The 18963-nt window shown below is 65.5% G+C and carries 20 protein-coding genes; 14 read left to right on the top strand and 6 right to left on the bottom strand.

From position 1 onward, the window contains the following. Positions 1-245 precede the first annotated feature (245 nt). The 6 genes from M2341_RS13980 to M2341_RS14005 all read left to right on the top strand — a co-directional run bounded on the left by M2341_RS13980 (position 246) and on the right by M2341_RS14005 (position 6526). Complete coding sequence (locus tag M2341_RS13980; RefSeq protein ID WP_181560474.1) at positions 246-434, top strand: Thivi_2564 family membrane protein; 189 nt, start codon at positions 246-248, stop codon at positions 432-434. Between the two features lie 78 nt (positions 435-512). Continuing rightward, positions 513-845 (top strand): entericidin EcnAB, encoded by a 333-nt coding sequence (locus M2341_RS13985; RefSeq protein ID WP_181560475.1) that lies wholly within the window; start codon positions 513-515, stop codon positions 843-845. Between the two features lie 215 nt (positions 846-1060). Continuing rightward, a complete protein-coding gene (locus tag M2341_RS13990) occupies positions 1061-3505 on the top strand; it encodes a TonB-dependent receptor (RefSeq protein WP_264585643.1) in 2445 nt (814 codons plus the stop codon). A gap of 30 nt (positions 3506-3535) precedes the next feature. Then, a complete protein-coding gene (locus M2341_RS13995; RefSeq protein WP_264585644.1) occupies positions 3536-4441 on the top strand; it encodes a VOC family protein in 906 nt (301 codons plus the stop codon). 16 nt (positions 4442-4457) lie between these two features. Beyond that, entirely contained in the window at positions 4458-5573 is a 1116-nt protein-coding gene (locus M2341_RS14000; RefSeq protein WP_264585645.1) for an FAD-dependent oxidoreductase, read from the top strand. After that, a complete protein-coding gene (locus M2341_RS14005) occupies positions 5573-6526 on the top strand; it encodes a fumarylacetoacetate hydrolase family protein (protein WP_264585646.1) in 954 nt (317 codons plus the stop codon). The genes M2341_RS14000 and M2341_RS14005 overlap by 1 nt, the downstream gene beginning before the upstream one ends. On the opposite strand, the gene M2341_RS14010 is transcribed toward M2341_RS14005, so the two are convergent. Then, complete coding sequence (locus tag M2341_RS14010) at positions 6523-7158, bottom strand: TetR/AcrR family transcriptional regulator (protein ID WP_264585647.1); 636 nt, start codon at positions 7156-7158, stop codon at positions 6523-6525. The two genes, M2341_RS14005 and M2341_RS14010, sit on opposite strands and share 4 nt — an antisense overlap. 97 nt (positions 7159-7255) lie before the next feature. On the opposite strand from M2341_RS14010, the gene M2341_RS14015 reads away from it, so the two are divergent. The 6 genes from M2341_RS14015 to M2341_RS14040 all read left to right on the top strand — a co-directional run bounded on the left by M2341_RS14015 (position 7256) and on the right by M2341_RS14040 (position 14084). Then, the gene (locus M2341_RS14015) at positions 7256-8245 is read left to right on the top strand and encodes an MBL fold metallo-hydrolase (protein ID WP_264585648.1); all 990 of its coding nucleotides are present in this window, start codon (positions 7256-7258) and stop codon (positions 8243-8245) included. Then, the gene (locus M2341_RS14020; RefSeq protein ID WP_264585649.1) at positions 8235-9527 is read left to right on the top strand and encodes a fumarylacetoacetate hydrolase family protein; all 1293 of its coding nucleotides are present in this window, start codon (positions 8235-8237) and stop codon (positions 9525-9527) included. Before M2341_RS14015 ends, M2341_RS14020 begins: the two co-directional genes overlap by 11 nt. Next, positions 9524-10579: an amidohydrolase family protein gene (locus tag M2341_RS14025; RefSeq protein ID WP_264585650.1), complete on the top strand. Its 1056-nt coding sequence runs from the start codon at positions 9524-9526 to the stop codon at positions 10577-10579. Before M2341_RS14020 ends, M2341_RS14025 begins: the two co-directional genes overlap by 4 nt. A gap of 85 nt (positions 10580-10664) precedes the next feature. Then, positions 10665-11954: a spinster family MFS transporter gene (locus M2341_RS14030; RefSeq protein WP_264585651.1), complete on the top strand. Its 1290-nt coding sequence runs from the start codon at positions 10665-10667 to the stop codon at positions 11952-11954. Continuing rightward, positions 11951-13141 carry an MFS transporter gene (locus M2341_RS14035; RefSeq protein WP_264585652.1) on the top strand — a complete coding sequence of 397 codons (1191 nt, stop codon included), beginning with the start codon at positions 11951-11953 and terminating at the stop codon, positions 13139-13141. Before M2341_RS14030 ends, M2341_RS14035 begins: the two co-directional genes overlap by 4 nt. A 127-nt stretch (positions 13142-13268) precedes the next feature. Beyond that, entirely contained in the window at positions 13269-14084 is an 816-nt protein-coding gene (locus tag M2341_RS14040) for a MipA/OmpV family protein (RefSeq protein ID WP_264585653.1), read from the top strand. A 15-nt stretch (positions 14085-14099) separates the two neighbouring features. Here the strand turns inward: M2341_RS14040 and M2341_RS14045 are convergent, their stop codons facing one another. The 5 genes from M2341_RS14045 to purE all read right to left on the bottom strand — a co-directional run bounded on the left by M2341_RS14045 (position 14100) and on the right by purE (position 17825). Beyond that, positions 14100-14696: a GNAT family N-acetyltransferase gene (locus M2341_RS14045; protein ID WP_264585654.1), complete on the bottom strand. Its 597-nt coding sequence runs from the start codon at positions 14694-14696 to the stop codon at positions 14100-14102. 60 nt (positions 14697-14756) lie between these two features. Then, entirely contained in the window at positions 14757-15683 is a 927-nt protein-coding gene (locus tag M2341_RS14050) for a bifunctional riboflavin kinase/FAD synthetase (RefSeq protein WP_264585655.1), read from the bottom strand. A gap of 68 nt (positions 15684-15751) precedes the next feature. Continuing rightward, complete coding sequence (locus M2341_RS14055; RefSeq protein ID WP_181560489.1) at positions 15752-16249, bottom strand: dihydrofolate reductase; 498 nt, start codon at positions 16247-16249, stop codon at positions 15752-15754. Between the two features lie 2 nt (positions 16250-16251). Continuing rightward, the gene (locus M2341_RS14060; RefSeq protein WP_264585656.1) at positions 16252-17340 is read right to left on the bottom strand and encodes a 5-(carboxyamino)imidazole ribonucleotide synthase; all 1089 of its coding nucleotides are present in this window, start codon (positions 17338-17340) and stop codon (positions 16252-16254) included. A gap of 8 nt (positions 17341-17348) precedes the next feature. Continuing rightward, positions 17349-17825 (bottom strand): 5-(carboxyamino)imidazole ribonucleotide mutase, encoded by a 477-nt coding sequence (purE, locus tag M2341_RS14065; protein WP_264586054.1) that lies wholly within the window; start codon positions 17823-17825, stop codon positions 17349-17351. 225 nt (positions 17826-18050) lie between these two features. Between purE and M2341_RS14070 the strand changes: the two genes are divergently transcribed. Both M2341_RS14070 and M2341_RS14075 read left to right on the top strand, forming a co-directional pair. Continuing rightward, entirely contained in the window at positions 18051-18671 is a 621-nt protein-coding gene (locus M2341_RS14070; RefSeq protein ID WP_264585657.1) for a GGDEF domain-containing protein, read from the top strand. Positions 18672-18681: 10 nt separating this feature from the next. Continuing rightward, complete coding sequence (locus M2341_RS14075; protein WP_264585658.1) at positions 18682-18960, top strand: GNAT family N-acetyltransferase; 279 nt, start codon at positions 18682-18684, stop codon at positions 18958-18960. Positions 18961-18963 lie beyond the last annotated feature (3 nt).

Here is an 18963-nt window from a genome sequence, read left to right on the forward strand (position 1 = left end):
GCGGCGTCCGCCCCTGGCTGCCCTGCGCAGACGAACAGGAAATCAGCGCCCGCCCCTACGCGAGGGCGCGCGCTGGCGCAAGCGACGGGCAGCTCCACTGGCGCCGGCAAGGGCACATCGCGCCGCCCGCCATGGAACTACACGCCGGGCCGGACGTTCCTTTGAGCAGCATCTGGGATGCGCGCGCGGGACACAGCCTGGGAGATCGCTGTCGTCCAGCCGTTTAAAAAGACCGGGAGGGTTGCATGTCGCTTCTCAACATCATCATCATCTTGATCGTCGTCGGCGTGTTGCTGTGGCTCATCAACACGTACATTCCGATGGACGGCAAGATCAAAAGCATCCTCAACATCGTCGTGGTGATCGCGGTGGTGCTCTGGCTGCTGCAGGCCTTTGGCGTGCTCGGCTCGCTTGGCGGCGTCCACGTCAACTAGCTGACGTCGATCAGCCCTATCAAATCCCCATTTCAGCGGCGCGCAAGTCCGCCGCGCAGCAATCGAACGAGGTTATCCATGAAACTTCCCGCCACTCTCGCCAGCCTGGCCCTCATCTCGCTGCCCATTGCAGCCTGCAGTGAGAAGGCGCAGCAGGAAACCAGTGAAGCGGCCGACGCCGTCGGCAACGATGTCGAGCATGCCGGTGACCATGCCGCGCAGGAATCCCGCGAGGCGAGCCGCGAGGCCGGCGCCGCCGCCGACCGCATCGGCGACGACATCCAGCAGGGCGCGCGCGAAGCTGGCGCCGCAGCGGATCGCGTGGGCGACGACATCAGCCGTGGTGCCGATGCCGCAGCCGACCGCACCGGCGCTGCGCTGGAAAACACCGGACGCGCAATTCGCGACTGAATCTGAGGGGTAGCGCCTCCCGGCGCTGCTCCCCGCACGTCACAGAAGGGCGGCTCGGTTTACGGGCCGCCCTTTTTGCGTCTGGGCAGCACAGCCCACATTCTCATGCTTTATCAAGATGATCGACGCGCCCTTAGAAGATCGCTTGTCACGCGATCCATAATTCCGTACATCAGGAATTAACGGTCACTGAGAGCCGTCTTGGGAGAGTGAACATGAGAGCTTTGTTGTTGTGCACCGTCGCGTGCGCCGCCTTCATCCCCGCCGCCGTCGCCGCACAGGGCGCCGCGGTTTCGCCGGCCGATACGACCAATGATGGCGGCCTAGTCGACATCATCGTCACCGCCCAGCGCGTGGAAGAGAACAGCCAGCGCACCCCCCTCGCCGTCGATGTGATTCGCCCCGAGGAACTGACCCGCCAGAATGTTGTGCGCGCAGAAGATCTATCGCGCATCTCGCCGTCCCTCTCCGCATCCGGCGGCGGCGGGCCGACGACGGTGTTCTTCGTGCGCGGCGTGGGCAACTCCACCGTCAACGCCTATTCGGACCCGGCGATCTCGTTCAACTATGACGGCGTCTACATCGGTCGTCCCACCTCCACCTCCGGCGTGTTCTACGATCTGCAGCGCGTCGAAGTGCTCAAGGGGCCGCAGGGCACGCTCTATGGGCGCAACGCCACGGCGGGCGCCATCAATGTCATCCCCAATCGGCCCAAGCTGGGCGAGACATCCGGCAGCGCGACCCTGGGTTATGGCAATTATAACTGGTTCACCGGCCAGGCCGCGCTGAACGTGCCGCTCGGCGAAACTGTCGCCCTGCGTGCCGCCGGCACGTTCTCGCACCGCGATGCCTTCCAGACCGACGGGACCGGCAACCAGCGCGAGCATGGCGGCCGCCTGCAGATCTATGCCGAGCCCACACCGGACCTCTCCCTTCGTGTCGCAGCCGATTATGCCCACCAGGGCGGCGCGAGCAGCAGCGGCTATTATCTGGGCGCGGTCAACCCGACCTTCGGCCCGAACGGCCCCTCGGGCTACCAGTTCGTGCCCAGCAACTTCTCCACCCAGCAGGGACTGCTCGATCCAGCCTCCAACGCCTATCTGGCGCCGCGCTTCTTCACGCAGGTCGGTCGGGCCGGCGCGGTCGTGGACGGCCTGCCATTCAACGACAACGACTATTGGGGCGTAACCGCCGAGCTGAACTACACCACGCCCGCCGGCACCCTGACGGTCCAGCCCGCCTATCGTGAGGCGGACCTCGAATATGCCTTCAACGGCGTGTTCCGTCAGGGCTACACCAAGGAGAAGGACAAGCAGACCAGCGTCGAAGCCCGCTGGACGGGCGACTTCGGCCCCTCGGTCGATTATCTGATCGGCGCGATGTACTTCGACGAGGAAATCGCAGCAGTCGCCCGCTATAACCAGCAGAGCCTCTCGCCCTACCAGAATTTCCGGACGAAAACGGAAAGCTGGGCAGGCTTCGGCAAGCTCACTGTGCGCCCTGTCGAACAGCTGAGCCTGACGGCCGGCGCCCGTTATACCTCGGACAAGAAGCGGTTCGACGGCACCTCGAATGTCTACATCCTGTTCTGCGGCAATCCCGCGCCGCCGCAGGATGTTTGCCCGACGTTGCCGTTCATCCCGTTGGCAGAGACGGAAGCCGATTTGCAGGCCTTCTACGCCCAGCGCGGCATCCCGATCACGCCGGTCCCGCTCTTCGCCCTGCCACCGATCGCCGGCGGTTCTCAGACCGCACCTTTTGTCCTGCGCTCGCAAATCCCGATCAATTCCGGCCTAACCAATAACAAGTTCACTTATCGCTTGGCTGCGCAATATGATTTCTCGCCGCGCAATATGGTCTACGCCAGCTTCGAGACGGGCTACCATGCCGGTGGCTTCAACTTCGCACGCGGCCTTGAAACCTATCGGCCGGAAACGATCGACGCCTATACCATCGGCACCAAAAACCGGTTCCTCGACAATCGCCTGCAGGTGAACCTCGAGGGCTTCCTGTGGAAGTACAAGGACCAGCAGTTCAGCCAGTTCGGCTATGATCTCGGCACGCCGCCTTCGACCGTGTTCCTGACGCGCAACATCGGCAACAGCACGATCAAGGGGCTGGATCTCGACGTGGAGTTCATGGCCACGCCGAACACCCTGCTCTCGGCGAATGTGCAGTATCTCGACACGAAATATGACAGCTTCGTCTACTTCGCGCCGAATCAGGGCCTGCCGGCCAACACCACCTGCGCCTCGACGCCAGAGTTGCAGGTCACGCCCGGTGGCACGATCAGCGTGTTCCGTATCGACTGCTCGGGCAACCAGGCGTTCAACTCGCCGAAATGGTCGTTCAATCTCGACGCGCAGCAGACCATTCCGCTCGGCACATACAAGGCTGTGCTGCAGGGCGGGACGCGCTATCGTGGATCGAGCTATTCTACGGCGGACTATTTGCCCTATCTCCGGTCGGAAGCGGCGTTTGTGAGCTATGCGTCGCTGACGCTCGCAACGGAGGATGACCGGTTCTTCGTCACGGCGTACATCAACAATATCGAGAATAATCAGCGCCTCATCACCGGCAACATCACATCGGCCTCGCTGGTCACGGCCAGCGCAGAACAGCCCCGGACCTACGGTCTGCGTGTCGGCGGCAAGTTCTGAACGAGGTCAGGCTCATCCAGGGAGTTATGCATGGTTAGCGTTACCGATCTTCATTATGTCGCCATGGCCGTGCCGGACCTTGCCAAGGAACGCGAGTTCTTTGGCAAGACCTGGGGGCTGATCGAGGTCGCCGAGCAGGACGGCCGCGTCTACTTCGCCGCCGAAGGCATGCCCCATCCTTATGTGATCGTGCTGCGGGAAGACGTGGAGAAGAAGACCGATCTCGTCGGCTTCTCCGCCGCCTCCAAGGAGGATGTGCTCGCCATCTTCGAACAGGTGAAGGCAGCCGGCGCGAAGATCATCAGCGAGCCCGCTCCGGCCAGCGGCCCGGCCGGGGGCTTCGCCTTCCGCTTCTTCGATCCTGACGGGCGAGCGATGGAAGTGATCTGCGACAGCACCCCGCGCGAGTTCCGCAAGCTCGACAAGGGCGAGGCGATCCCCATCGGCATCAGCCATGTGGTGTTCCACTCGCCTGACCATGTCGCGCTGGCAGACTTCTACCAGAAGGCGCTGGGCTTCCGCCTGTCCGACTGGATCGGCAAGTTCATGGTCTTCCTGCGCTGCAACTCGGCGCACCACCGCCTCGCGATCCTCCCCGGACCGCCAGCGCTCAATCACATCGCGTTCGATGTCAGTTCGGTGGACGAGCTGATGCGCGGCCTCGCGCGGATGCATGAGAGCGGCATCAAGCTGAGCTGGGGGCCGGGCCGGCACACTGCGGGCAACAACACGTTCAGCTACTTCGTCACGCCCAACGGCAATGCCGTCGAGTACACTTCCGACCTTGAGGAAGTGGACGAGGACAGCTGGCAGGTCACGCATTATGAGCCGGGGCCAAACACCATCGATCAATGGGGCACCGGTCGCATCATCACCGGCAATGTGCCCCATGCCGAAATGCAGCCCGACAAGGGCCTGTGGCAGGTTCCGGCCTAAGAAAGGCGCTTACAGCATGATCCGTACAGCATTGGTCGTCGGCGGCGGCGTCGGTGGCATGAGCGCGAGCCTGTCGCTCGCCAAACGCGGCGTCGCCGTGGAACTCATCGATATCGACCCGCAATGGCGCGCTTATGGCGCCGGCATCAGCGTCACCGGCCTATCCTTACGGGCGTTCGATGACCTCGGCATTCTGGATGAAATCCGCGAGCAGGGTTTTGTCGGCACGGGCTTCCGCCTGCGCACGCCGGACGGCGCGGTGGTGATGGAAACGCCGCGCCATGCCGGGCTCGCTCCCATCGATTCGAGCGGCGGCATCATGCGCCCGGTGCTTCATGCCATCTTGCAAAGGCATGTTCGCAAGGCCGACGTCACCGTAACGCTGGGCGTCGAGCCGCGCGGCTTTAGGGAAAGCGGCGATGGGGTGACGGTTGCCCTGTCCGATGGCACGGAGCGCACCGTCGATCTGGTCGTCGCGGCCGATGGTATCCAGTCCAAGACGCGCAAGGCCCTGTTCCCCGATGCGCCGGCTCCGCAGTTCACCGGACAGGGCTGCTGGCGCATCGTCGCCGACCGCCCCGAGGGTCTGGACGGCGCCGAAATGTATATCGGCGGCCCGGTCAAGCTCGGCCTCAACCCGATCTCGCAGGACAAGCTCTACGCATTCATCCTCGAGCATGTGCCGGACAACCCCTGGTATGCCGATGAGGACATGCTGCCGCGCGTCGCGCAACTGCTCGCGCCTTATGGAGGCGACATCGTCAAAATCCGGGAAAGCCTCGGCGAAGACTCGCTGGTCAATTACCGCCCGCTCGAATGGCAGCTCCTGCCCCTGCCCTGGCACAAGGGGCGCGTGGTGGTGATCGGCGATGCCGCCCATGCGACCACGCCGCATATGGCCTCGGGCGCCGGCCTCGCTGCCGAGGATGGCCTCGTGCTCGCCGATGAGCTGGCGAAGACCGACGATGTCGAAGCCGCACTGACCGCCTTTGGCGTGCGCCGGTTCGAGCGCGCCCGCATGGTCGTGGAAAACTCGGTGCGGATCGGCGAAATCGAGATGGCCGGCGGCAATCAGGTAGATGCCAACAAGATGCTCGGCGGAACGATGCAGAAACTCAAGGAGCCCTATTGATGACTGTTGGTTTGGCGACAGTGGGCACGGCTGCCGTGCTCGTCCGCGACGATCGCTTCGTCCCGCTGGCCCATTGGGGCGAGCAGCGCGACCTGCCCGGCCTTCTGGCGGCGTGGGACGAGATCCTGCCGCAGATCGAGCGCTGGGCCGCTGACGAGGCGGCCTTTGCCGGTGCGCAGAGCTTTGCCGAGGCGGATGTGCGGGCGCCCTATCGCCCCGGGCAGGTGTTCTGCACCGGCGCCAACTACAAGAAGCATGTCGTCGGCCTTGTCATGGGCGACCCCTCGATGCGCACGGCCGATGCCGAGGCGATGAGCGACGACGAGCGCCGCCGCAAGGTCGAGGAGATGATGGACGCCCGCGCGCAGGCGGAACCCTATTGCTTCATCAAGCTGCCCTCCTGCGTGGTCGGTCCGCGCGATGCCGTGGTGCTGCCGCGCAACGTCATAAAGCCGGACTGGGAACTGGAACTGGGCGTGGTGATCGGCAAGCCGGCCCGCCATGTCTCCGCCGCGCAGGCGATGGACCATGTAGCGGGATTCGTGGTGGTGAACGACGTCACCGCGCGCGAGCAGATTTTTCGCCGCGATGCCGGCGGGCTGGGTGCCGACTGGCTCTCGGGCAAATGCTTCCCGACCTTCCTGCCCTTCGGCCCGATGATCGTGCCCCGGCAGTATGTCGCCGATCCCTATGATCTGACGATCACCCTGTCGGTCAACGGCAAGGTCTATCAGAATGAGTCGACGCGCGACATGATGGTCAGCATCGAGCGGCAGATCGCCTATCTCTCCAACCGCGTGGAGTTGATGCCGGGCGACGTGATCTGCACCGGCTCGCCTTATGGCAATGGCTCCGCCTTCGGCGTGTTCCTGCAGCCGGGCGACGAGATGGAAGGCATGATCACTGGCCTCGGCACCCAGCGCAACCGCTGCGTGGCGGAAGGCGCCAGCTAGGTGCGGGGCCGCAGGCCGTTCATCAGCAGGTCGACGACGAATTCCTCATATCGGCTGATCAGCTCCTCGGCAGCGATATCTGCCGGGAAGAGCTGCCTGACCACGGGCTCGGCAGTCGCAAAGAAGTCGAACAGTCCGAGGACCGCGACGTGAAGCAGGGCAGGATCGACGTCCCTGATCGAACTGGAGTCCCGCGCGAGCACTTCGCCCAGCCAGGCGACAGCCTCGCGGTTCATCTCGCCGAGGCGCTCGCCCACGTCGGACGATTTCGCGTCCGCCAGCTCGTCGACCATCAGCCGGTGGATATGGCGGTTGGAGCGGGTGAACCGCGCCGTGCGGCGGATATTATCTTCCACCACTTCATGCGCCGGGCGCGGATCGCGGGCGCTATAGGGCACCCGGTCCATCATCGAGGTCGCAACCGCCAGCAGCAGGTTGCTGCGGTCCTTGAAGTAATAGCGCACCAGCGCCGGGTCCACGCCCGCTTCCCGCGCGATCATCGCGATCGAGATGCGCTCGGGCGGATGCTCCTTCACAAGCCGTTCCGCCGTTTGCAGTACGACCTCGCGCCCAACCCCATTTTCGGTCGGCCGGCCCTGCCCCCGTTTGCGCGGTTTTTTCGCTTCACCCATGATGCTACGCTTGGCGCGAAAAATATATTCCTGCAAATAGGAATTGCTGGACCGCGCGCAATCGCTAAGCTTTGACGGATATCGACAGGAGAGACGGATGGCCAACTGGCCTTTCACCCAAGGCATTCATGACATCGGCAATGGCCTCTATGGCTATGTTCAGCCGGACGGCACGTGGGGCTGGTCCAATGCGGGCCTGATCGCCAGCGACGGCGAGACATTGCTGGTCGATACGCTGATGAGCGTGCCGCTGACGCGCGAGATGCTGGACCGGTTCAAGGCCAAGGTGCCGGAAGCCGCGAAGATCGACCGGCTGGTCAACACCCATGCCAACCCCGATCATTTCTTCGGCAATGGCCTGGTGGCGGATGCGGAGATCATCGGCACCAACGAAGCCAAGAAGGAAATGGCCGGCTTCAACCCGAAGATGCTCGCCAACCTGAAGAACGTCTACACCGAGATGGGCGACACCGGCGCGTTTCTCTATGAGACCATGGGCCGCAAGTTCGATTTCTCCGGCGTGGATGAACTGACGCTGCCGAACCGCACCTTCGACGGGCGGCTCGATCTCAATGTCGGCTCCAAGGCGGTCTCGCTGATCGACCTCGGCCCGGCACACACGGATTCCGACACGATCGTGTGGGTGCCGCAGGATCGCGTGGTGTTCACAGGCGACCTGCTGTTTAACGAGGGGCATCCGATCATGTGGGCCGGCCCGGTCGAGAACTGGATCGCCGCCTGCCAATATATCGTCGATCTTGATCCGCAGGTGGTGGTGCCCGGCCACGGTCCGATCACGGACACGACGGCCGTCCGCAACATGCAGGCTTATTTCGAATATGTCCGCGATGAATCGCGCAAGCGGTTCGATGCCGGCCTTTCCTATGAGGATGCCGCGCGCGACATCACCATGCAGGAGTTCCGCGGCTGGAGCGACCCCGAGCGGATCGTCGCCAACGTCTTCTCGCTCTACAAGCAATGGGGCGCGCAGTTCACGCCGGAGCAGCAGCGCGATCTGTTCGGCGCGATGGGCCGCTACCATCACGAAATGCAAAGCCATGCAGAAGGGTGCGACCATGCCCATTGAGATCAACGCGACGCACGACCCGCAGCGCAAGAGCTGGGTCGAAAGCGCAAACGCGGCTGACAGCGATTTCCCGATCCAGAATCTGCCCTTTGGCCTGTTCCGTCACCGGGGGGTGGCGCGCGGCGGTGTGGCGCTGGGTGCGTACATCATCGATGTACCCCAGCTCTACGCCGCCGCCCTGCTGGATGGCGACGCGGCAGAGGCTGCGGCGGCCATGGCCGGCCCCTCGCTCGCGCCCCTTCTGGCCACCAGCCCGGCCTCGATCAGCGCCTTGCGGGCCCGCCTCTCCGACCTGTTCCGCGCCGATGGGCTGGGCGACCGGCAGCAGTTGGAGACCATGCTGGTCCCGCAGGCCGAAGCTGAGCTGCTGATGCCGCTCAAGCCCACGGCTTTCACGGATTTCTGCACATCCTACGATCACATCGCGCGCATGGCGCAGAAGGCGCCGCCGCTGGCCGCGCTCTCGCTCCCGGTCGCCTATAATGGCCGCGCCAGTTCCGTGCGGGAAGACGGCACGCCGGTCGTGCGGCCGCAGGGCCAGTTCGAAACCCCGCCCGGCAGCGGCAACGTTCAGTTCGCGCCGGAGCCGATGCTCGACTTCGAGCTGGAATTCGGCGTGTGGCTGCGCGGCGGCAATCCGCTCGGGCAGCGCATCAGCGTGGCGCAGGCGGAAGACCTCATGTTCGGCTGCTGTCTCGTCAACGACTGGTCGGCGCGCAGCATCCAGTTCTTCGAATCCATTCTGGGGCCGCATCTGGGCAAGAGCTTCCTCACCACGATCAGCCCGTGGATCGTGACCATGGAAGCGCTCGCGCCCTTCCGCGTCGCCGCGCGCGGTCGGCCGGGCGACGAGCCGGCGGTCGCCGCCCATCTGCTCGACGCGCAGGATCGCGCGGCGGGCGGCATCAACATCGAACTGACCGCCGACTTCGCTAATGCGGCCGGATCGAGCGCGCGCATCGTGCGCAGCAATCTCGCCGAACTCTATTGGACGCTGGCGCAGATGGTCGCGCATCAGGCCTCCAACGGAGCCCCGCTGGAAGCGGGCGACCTGATCGCGACCGGCACTGTTTCCGGCGCCGCGCAGGAAGCGCGCGGCTGCCTTGCCGAGATCGTGCTGCGCGATGGCGAGACCATCGACCTGCCCGACGGCACGACGCGCCGCTGGCTGGAAGATGGCGACACCCTCACCCTCAATGGCCGCGCGGTGGCGGAGGGCTATGTGCCGATCGGCTTCGGTCCGTGCAGCGGCACCATCCATCCGGCAGGAGCAAACGCATGACCATCACCACCTGTGGCGACCGCCAGCCGATCAAGGTCGCCGCGCGCGGCAAGCATCTGGTGGTGGACATCCATTGCCACCTCGGTATTCCCGCCGCCGACGCCATCGTGCAGGCGCGCCACCCCGGCCCGCCGCCCGGCATCAACGATTTTACCAGTGCGAAAACGAGCGAGGTCAACCGCGCCCAGTTCGCCACGATGGGCCGCACCCTCAACACGCTCGACCAGCGGCTGGCCGACATGGACCGGCTCGGCATCGACGTGCAGGCGATCAGCCCCAGCCCCGGCCAATATTTCTATTATGCCGATGTCGATGTCGCGCGGGAGGCCGCGCGCGCCGTCAACGACGGCATGGCGGCCGCGGTCGCGCAGCACCCCGACCGGCTGGTCGGCATGGGAACGGTGCCGCTGCAGGATGTCGGCCTTGCCGTCGAGGAAATGCGCCGCTGCGTGCGCGATCTGGATCTGCGCGGCATCGAGATCAGCTCCAACGTCAATGGCCGCGATTTCCATGCCGAGGAGTTTCGGCCGTTCTTCGCGGCCGCTGAGGAACTGGGCATCCTGCTCTTCATCCACCCGCTGGGCTTCACCCATGCCAACCGGATGAGCGAATATTATTTCAACAACCTCATCGGCAATCCGCTGGAATCGACGCTGGCCGTGGGTCATCTGATCTTCGGTGGGGTGCTGGATCGCTATCCGGGGCTGCGCATCTGCGTGGCCCATGGCGGCGGCTATATGCCCGGCTATTGGGGCCGGATGGACCATGGCTGGCGCGCGCGCGGCGATTGCAGCGAGCATTGCCAGCACGAGCCCTCCAGCTATCTGCGCAAGCTGTGGCTGGATACGCTGGTGTTCGATCAGGACCAGCTCGACAGCCTCGTGCGCACTCATGGCGCGGACAAGCTGTGCCTGGGGACCGACTATCCCTTCGACATGTCCGAGCCCGATCCGCTGGGCTTCCATGCCCGCCTGAGCGACGAGGAGCAGCGCAAGATCCTCGGCCTCAACGCCGCTGAACTGCTTGGACTGGAGACTGCCGACAAGAGCTGACCCAGCCACATACGACCACCACCACCAAGGCCGCCGCACAAAGCAGACCTCCGATAAGAGGCAGGGCCGATCAGGAGAGAAGACGGTGACGAAGACGCAGCACGGCGGGGCCTGGGTGCCCGGCTATACCCTGTTCCTGCTCTTCGTGAGCAATGTGTTCAACTATGCCGACCGGGCCTTGCTCGGCATCGTCGTCGATCCGGTGAAGGCCGATCTGCAGCTGAGCGACACGGCCATGAGCCTTGTGTCCGGCACGGCCTTCGTGCTGTTCAACCTGATCGTGGGCATCTTCATCGCTCGCTGGGTGGACCATGGCAATCGCAAGAAAATCTTGCTGCTCGGCGTCGCCATCTGGTCCGGCGCCACGGCGCTGACCGGCCTTGCCGAAGGCTTTGTGTCGCTGGCGCTCACCCGGGTTCTGGTCGGTGTCGGCGAGGCGACGGCCTTTCCGGTCGCCATCTCCGTCATTGCCGACCTGTATCCCAAGGATCGGCGGCCGCGCGCGCTGGGCATCTATCAGTCGAGCGCCTTCGTCGGGATCGTTGGCGGGTCGATCGCAGCCGGGATTCTCGCCGCGATATTCGGCTGGCGGACGATGTTCTTCATCTGCGGCGGCGCGGGCCTCGCCTTCGTGCTGCTCCTCGCGCTGACCATGAAGGAGCCACAGCGTGGCATGCATGACGAGCCGGACGCGGCGGATATGGGCATGCGAAACCTCCCCCAATCCATCCGCTTCCTCCTCGACGTGCCGGGCTTCCGCATGCTCGCGGTCGGCATGGGGATCTCGGCGATGGGCGCGGGCGTGCTGCCGGTCTGGGCGCCAGCGTTCCTGCTGCGCAGCCATGGCGTCAGCCTTGCCGAGGTGGGCGCCCTCATCGCGCCCTCGGTCGGCCTTGGCGGCATCGCCGGCGCCATTGCATCCGGTTTCATGGCAAGCTACTTCACCAAGAAGCACGGGCGGGAGATCGACAGCCTCATGGTGCCCCTGATTGCGCTGCCCCTGTCCATCCCCTTCTTCATCGCCTTCTGCTTCGCGCCGTCGCTGGCTCTCACGCTGGGCGCGGCGGCGATCATGAACTTCCTGCTCTCCAGCGGCATCACCCCCTGCTTCTCCGCCGCCATGGGGCTGGCCACGCCACAGACCCGCGCGGTGGCGTCGATGTTGCTGCTGGCCTCCTCCGGGATCATCGGCTCGGCGCTGGCGCCGCTCGTGGTCGGCGCGGCCAGTGATACGCTGACGCCGCAGTTCGGCACGGAATCGCTGCGCTATGCCATGTCTGCCGTGACGGTGGCTCCGCTGCTGGGCTGCGTCTTCCTCTGGCTCGCTTATCGCCGCGCCCGCGCGACGGCCATGGCCGAGACAGCCACCGCGTGAGCACGCCAGCATCCCCGTCCGAGTTCCGTCATGGCTGGCCGGTGGTCCTCGCCGCCGCCTGCGGGTCGGGGCTGGGGATTGCCGGACTATTGACCTATTCGGCGGGCATCTTTGCGAAAGATCTTGAGAGTGCGATCGGCCTCAGCCGCACGACGCTGGGCGCCGCCTTCTTCCTGGCGACGGTGGCGCTTGCCATCGCCCTGCCCATCGCCGGCTGGCTGATCGACCGCGTCGGCCCGCGCTGGCCTGCCGTCGCCGGCTCACTGGCCCTGAGCGGCGGATTTGCGCTCCTCGGGACCGCCGTCCATTCCGTCGCGGGCTATATGAGCGTGATGGCAGGTATAGGCCTGCTGGCTGCCTGTTCGTCACCCGTTGCCTACACACGCGCCGTCAATGCCGTCTTCGATCGGGCCCGCGGACTGGCGCTCGGCCTGACGCAGGTGGGCATCGGCATTTCCGCCGCCACCGTACCGCCTGTTCTGGCCATCATCGTGGCGGAACGCGGTTGGCAGGCCGGCTATCTGGCCCTCGCCGCCATTGCCGCGATGGGCGTCATCCCGGCGCTCAGCCTGCCCAACCTCCGCAGCCCCCGGACGTCCGATCGCGCAGGCGGCATGGCCCGCGCCCAGATGCGCTCGCCCCTCTACCTGCTGGTGCTGGCATCCTTTGGCATGATGGCGCTCTCCTTTGCCGGCCTGCTACCGCATTTCGTGCCGATGCTGCGGGAATCCGGCCTGGATGCCCGCACCGCCGGATCGCTGGCGGGGCTCATCGGCGGCTCCGTGATCGTCAGCCGGATCGTTGTCGGCTGGCTGGCTGATCGGGTGCCTGCGCCACGCATTGCGGCGGCCTGCTGCGCCTTGTGCGCGCTGGGATGCATTGCGCTGGTGACCGGCGGCGCAACGCTCGCCTGGGTCGGCGCCATCGCGCTTGGCACGGCCATGGGCGCGGAAGCCGACCTCATCGGCTATCTGACCGCCCGCTACTTTGGCATCACCCATTATGGCGCGCTGTACGCCGTGCAATATGCCAGCTTCATGCTGCTGGCCGGGCTGGGCCCACTCTGGGTCGGCGCGCTGGCCGACGCGACCGGCGGATATAATGCCCCGCTCTGGGTGACCGCTGCCGGCCTTGGCGTTTCCATCTTGCTGTTCCTGCGCTTGCCCAACCCACAGACGAGCCGCTAGAGCCAGCGACAAGGCAAGTCGCAACCAAACGACCGCCGCGACCATTCACCCGAGGTCGAAACGGCTTTGATCCGGCGCATGGCCGGGCCAGACTGACCGTCACCCCAAAACCGGAGGCCTGCGCCTGATGCCTTTCTGCCCGTCATCTGCTCCCTTCGCCCGTCCTGTCGCACTGGCGCTGACCCTCGGCCTCACGCTCGGCGCCTTCGCGTCGACCGCCTCGGCCAGGGAGAAGGAACCGCGCCGCGTGCGCATCGCTATCGGGCCGGAAATCCAGCCCAGCTTCCCCGGTTCAGACAGCCTGTCCGTCCGGCCCTTTCTGGAAGGCGATATTGCGCGCGGGGATGAACCATTCGAGTTCGAGGCGCCGGACGAGAGCTTCGGCATCCCGGTCGTGAGTGTCGGCGGTTTTGAGGTCGGCCCATCCATGGCCGTGGAAGGCAAGCGAAAGGCGGACGAGGTTCCCGGCTTCGTCAAGGTCAACCGCTCGCTGGAGCTTGGCGGGTTCGTCCAGATGTTTCTCGCCCCTTCCTTCCGCCTGCGCGCCGATCTGCGCCAGGGCGTGACCGGCCATGAGGCGCTGGTCGGATCGGTCAGTGCCGACTGGATCATGCGCGACGGCGACCGTTGGCTGGTGTCGGTCGGCCCGCGCGTGACGCTCGGCAGCGGCAAGCACCAGCGCACTTGGTTTGGGGTGTCGCCCGCGCAAGCCACCGCCTCGGGCTTGCCGGTGTTCGAGGCGAATGGCGGCGTTCAGTCCGTCGGTGCCGCTGCCGGTCTGATCCGCCAGCTCGATGCGCGCTGGAGCCTCCATGGCTATGCGCGGTACGACCGGCTCGTTGGCGATGCCGCCGATTCGCCCGTTGTGCGGGCCTATGGCGCGCGCGACCAGTTTTCTGGCGGTCTGGCGCTCGGCTACACCTTCTGGTGGGGCAAACGCTAAGCCGCGCGGGGCGTCCTATCGCCCCTCCAGCCGCGCGTAGGCCGGCGACCGGGTAAAAGCCTCCCAGCGCGTGCACCATTGGCGTACCGGCTTGGCATCCGGCCAGAAGGGCGTCCAGATCTCACCCGGCTCGGCGCCCAGGGCCTGGGCGACCTTCTGGCTCGGCACATTGTCATCGGCGATCATGTGCAGCGTCTCACTCTGGCCAAGGGCCTCGTGCGACCATCGGAACGCGGCGGCTGCCGCCTCCGCTGCATAGCCCTTGCCTTGCGCGGACGGGAAGATGCACCAGCCGATCTCGAACGCCGGCCAGCCCGGCGGGTTCATCGGCCCGACATGGCCGATGAATGCCCCACTCGCTTTGTCTTCCACCGCGAAATTGCCATAGCCGCGCGCCACCCAATGGCCGGCGAGACTGCAGAAGCGTTGCCAGCTTTCGCCATAGGTGAGGCCGCGCCCTTCCTTGGTGATGAACCGCGCGAAGTCATCGTCCGCCATGGCCGCGCACAAGGGCTCGGCATCGGCCGCACGGAACGCTCGCAGGATCAGCTTGGGCGTTTCGATAGTCGGTGCGCGGTCGATGGTCGGGGCAGTGCTGTTCTGTTGGGTCATCCGTGGCCTCTCCTTGTCAGCGCAAGTCTTGCCGGAGACCTGCGCGGTGACAAGGCATGATTAGGCCCCGAGGATGATCCGCGCCCGCACGACATCGGCACTCATCTGCTCGACCAGCGCATCCAGACTGTCGAACTTGCGCTCGCCGCGCAACCACTCGATGAGGGCGATCTCCAGCGTCTGGCCGTAGAGGCTGCCGGAGAAATCGAACAAATAGGTCTCCAGCAACTCGCGCGGCGGCACAAAGGTCGGGCGAATGCCGAGATTGGCCGCCCCGCAGACGATTCGGCCATCGGGCAACCGCGCACGCACGGCATAGATGCCATAAGCCGGGCGCAGATAATGGCCCATCTCCATATTGGCGGTCGGGAAGCCGATGGTGCGGCCGCGCTTGTCCCCGTCGATGACTTCGCCGGCAATCGCGAAAGGCCGGGTGAGGAGGCCCGTCGCCGTGGCGCAATCGCCGGCCAGCAGGGCCTCGCGCACGCGGCTGGAGGAGATGATCTCGCCCTGCTCGTCGCGCACCGGCGCCACGGCCTCGGCGGCCAAGTCGTGCACCGCGCCAAGCGTGCGCAAAGCCGCGACAGTGCCCGAGCGCCCGCGCCCGAAGGTGAAGTCCTCGCCGGTCACCACCCCCGCCGCGCCCAGCTCGGTCGCCAGCATGGCCACGAAGTCCTCCGCGCTGTGCGAGGCCAGCTCAGCCGTGAAGTGGAAGACCAGCATGGCATCCGCGCCCGCCTCGCCGAACAGGCGCTCGCGCTGATCGAGCGTGGTCAGGCGGAAGAAAGGCGCATCCGGCCGGAACAGCCGCATAGGATGCGGATCGAAGGTCGCGACAATGGCGGGGCGGCCCTGCGCGCGGGCCAGCTCCACGGCCCGGCCGACCACGGCCTGGTGGCCCCGGTGAAAACCGTCGAAATTGCCGAGGGCAATGATGGCACCGCGCAAATGTGCCGGTATCGGCTGATCGCTGCTGATCCGTTCCATGGCGGGCGCCTATAGGGGGAGCGACGCGCGGGCGCCAGCCCCGATGGCGGCTCGCATGCGCACCGCGATCAGGCTCCGCGCCGCAGGAATGTGCGGTAGCTGAAAGCGGCGACTGCGCCCTCCGCCGGGTGATCCTCGCGCATCGTCTCTTCCCACCGGGCAGGATCGGGCGCATCGATCCGCGCATCGCCCGGCGGCGAGAGATGTACCTGCGTGATCTCCAGCCGGTCGGCCAGCGGCTCGAACAGCCGATAGACTTCCGCACCGCCAATCACCGACAGCACCGGCGCCTGCGCGGCGGCAAGGGCTTCATCGACGCTGTGGACCACCTCTGCGCCTTCCGCCTGCCACGCGGTGTCGCGGGTGAGCACGATGTGGCGACGGCCCGGCAGCAGCCCGGGCAGGCTGTCGAAGGTCTTCCGGCCCATCAGCATGGGCGTGCCCATGGTCATGGCCTTGAAGCGCTTGAGATCGCCGGGGATCCGCCAGGGAATGTCGCCCTCGCTGCCAATCACGCCATTGTCGGCGCGCGCGAGCAGCAGCACGATTTCTGGACGCGCGTCCATCGTCATGCCGCGCTATCGCTTATGTGCACGCGCGTCACATGGCCCATCTTGCGGCCGGGGCGTGCCTCGTTCTTGCCGTAGAGATGGAGATGCGCGGTCTCGTCGGCCAGAATCGCTTCCCACTCATTGGCCTCGTCCCCGATCAGGTTCTGCATGGAGACGGCCGGCGCGGCGAGCGCCGTCGATCCGAGCGGGAGGCCGCAGATGGCGCGGACATGGTTCTCGAACTGGCTGGTGACGGCGCCCTCAATGGTCCAGTGCCCGCTATTGTGGACGCGCGGTGCCATCTCGTTGAAGATCGGCCCGGCGGCCCCGGCAAAGAACTCCAGCGTAAGCACGCCAACATATTCCAGAGCCTGGGCGACCCGCGCGGCAATCGCCCGCGCTTCGGGCACCTGCGCCAGCACGACCGCCGGAGCCGGCAGCGTAGATGTCGCGAGAATGCCGTCGACATGCACATTATGCGGCGAATCCCAGAAGCGCACGGTGCCATCCTGTCCGCGCACGAGCACCACCGAAAACTCGTAGTCGAAGGTGACGAACCCTTCCAGCACCGCCGGATTGCAGCCGATTGCGTTCCAGGCGCTGTCCAGTGTCTCGGGCGCCGCATTCATCAGCCGGACCTGGCCCTTTCCGTCATAGCCAAAGCGCGTCGTCTTGAGGATGGCGGGCGCGCCGATCCGCGCGATTGCATCCTGCAGCACCGCGCCGCTGGAGACCGGCGCATAGGGCGCCGTCCGTCCGCCAAGGCCGGCGACGAAGCTCTTCTCGAGCAGCCTGTCCTGCGCGACCGCCAGTGCGCGGGCATTGGGCCGGACGTGCCCGAGCTTGGCGAGCAAGGCGACGGCGTTGCTCGGCACATTCTCGAATTCATAGGTGATGATATCGACCGCGTCTGCAAAGGCCGTGAGCGCGGCGTCGTCCTCATAGGGCGCCTGCGTCCACGCACTTGCAATGTCAGACGCGGGGCCGCTCTCTTCGGGCGCGAAAATATGGACCCGATAGCCAAGCTGGATCGCGGCCATGCCGATCATCCGGCCAAGCTGGCCGCCGCCGACGATGCCGATGGTCGACCCGGGCGCAATCGTCATGGGGGAGGTCATTGCGGGCTGCCTGCCACCGAATCCGTTTGCGCCGCACGCCATGCATCCAGTCGATCGGCCAGCGCCGCGTCGCTATTGGCTAATATTGCAGCTGCGAGCAAACCGGCATTCTTGGCGCCTGCCTTGCCGATGGCCAGCGTCCCGACCGGAATGCCGCCGGGCATCTGTACGATGGAAAGCAGACTATCGAGCCCGGAGAGGGTCGCCGACTGCACCGGAACACCGAGCACCGGCACGCGAGTCATGGCCGCGACCATCCCCGGCAAATGGGCCGCTCCGCCGGCTCCGGCGATGATGACGTGCAGACCTCGGCCTGCTGCCGTCTTGGCATAATCGACGAGTCGATCCGGGGTGCGGTGAGCCGAAACAATCCGCGTTTCGCATTCAATTTCAAGGTCTTGCAGAACATCGACGGCATGGCGCATCGTGTCCCAGTCGGACTGCGAGCCCATGATCACACCGATTTTCGCCATTCTTCGCCGCCCCGTCCTCATGCTGCCTGGCGTCAACGGGAACGCCGGCCGGAAACTTCTCTTTAAGTCTCAGCCCATAGACACCAGCGCCATGGCGCACAACCGGTCAAAACGCTCTGATCATACGGCGGAACGCGGGTTCCGCAGTGCACAAAGGCAAAGCTTGGAACTATACCCAGCGCACAGGGTTACATGCTGCGGTCGCGCACAGGAGATAGAGCTTTGATGGAAGCCACTGCGCGGACGGTCGCACTCGATCTTCCCGCACCTGACATTTCAGCGCTTGAGCAGGAGTTGGATATACTCCGCCGGGAGCTGTCCCTTCTTAAAACCGCCAACAAGGAACTTGAACGACTCGTCATTCGCGATACGCTCACTCCGCTCTACAATCGGCGGCATTTCATGAACTGCCTTCGGGATCGGCTGGACCGGCTCGAACGGCATGAAGGCAAATGCGCACTCGTGTTCATCGACGTGAACTCGATGAAGCGGATCAACGATCGCTTTGGCCATGGCGCCGGCGATGCCGCTCTGGTGCATATGGCGCGCCTTCTCGCGAATGGACTGCGGTCCACCGACGTCGCGGCCCGCATGGGCGGCGATGAGTTCGCGTTGTTGCTGGACGATCTTGACCCTGAGGCCGTGGAGGAAACCACCCGGCGGCTCCAGCGCATGATCGCGGAATCGGCCTGCTTGCACGAGGGCGTGATGCTGCCGCTGTCTATTTCCGTCGGCTGGACGGCCCTCGAACAAGGTGACACGGAGTTTTCCGCCCTTACTCGCGCGGATATGGCGATGTATGCTGCCAAAAGGCCCGGCAGCACCTTTGCCGAGGCAGCAGAATAAGGAGCAGGTCATGGCCCACGCGGTTCAGGACAATGCCGAGCGCAACCGATACGAGATCATAGTGGACGGCGAGATCGCTTTCGCTACCTATGAGCGCGATGGCGACACGCTGACGATCACGCACACCTTCACCCCACCGGCTTTGCGGGGGAAGGGCGTCGCGGCCGATCTGGTCGCCGGGCTGCTCGACGATGCGCGCGCACGCGGCCTCAAGATCCGGCCGGTGTGCAGCTACGTCGTCACCTATTTCGAGCGCCACCCCGATCAGCGCGACCTGCTGGCCGCCTGACGC

Origin of the sequence: Sphingobium sp. B7D2B (genome assembly GCF_025961895.1) — a bacterium.
GTDB lineage: Bacteria > Pseudomonadota > Alphaproteobacteria > Sphingomonadales > Sphingomonadaceae > Sphingobium.